Consider the following 592-nt stretch of genomic DNA (forward strand, 5'->3'; position numbering starts at 1 on the left):
ACGCAAAGTGCATAACACCCTCTAGGCTCAGGACGGCTCTGTTGCAAAGTTGGAAGAAGCTGATGGGGCTCTGATTTTCGGTTTTTTTAAGATGTATAAATTCCGAACTATCTTTCAATAAGGCGCACTTCTCTCATGATACCCTCCTGGAACTGGAAGAATTTAGCCAGTCCCTTTTTCAGTGCCTGCATGACTTCAAAACCTTTGATGGTCGCATAGGCAGTTTTGAAGCTACGAGCCGGCCTGATCAACTGCCTGAGTTTGCCGTGATCGGCCTCGATCACATTGTTCAGATATTTGACCTGACGGAGCTACACCGTGTCAGGCAATTTACCATCCTTCCTGAGCTCGCTGATCGCTATGCCATAGGTCGGTGCTTTGTCTGTATTGATCGTCTCTGGCTTTTCCCAGACCTTCAGACCGTTTACGGCCTTGCCCGGGAAGCGTCTGGCAGCTGTGGCGTTCCGTGTGGGTGAGATATAGAAATCAATTGTATCACCGTCCTTATCAACGGCCCGGTACAAATAACTCCACTGACCTTTCACCTTAATGTAAGTCTCATCAACACGCCATCTGCGAGAAAAGCCGGGAC

At 48.8% G+C, this 592-nt stretch carries 1 pseudogene; it reads right to left on the reverse strand.

What is annotated here, in order from left to right:
* Positions 1 to 107: 107 nt before the first annotated feature.
* A pseudogene (locus GOB58_RS12885) lies at positions 108 to 592 on the reverse strand (IS6 family transposase); the annotation flags it as partial.

The organism is Acetobacter thailandicus (genome assembly GCF_011516655.1).
In the GTDB taxonomy this organism is placed as follows: domain Bacteria; phylum Pseudomonadota; class Alphaproteobacteria; order Acetobacterales; family Acetobacteraceae; genus Acetobacter; species Acetobacter thailandicus.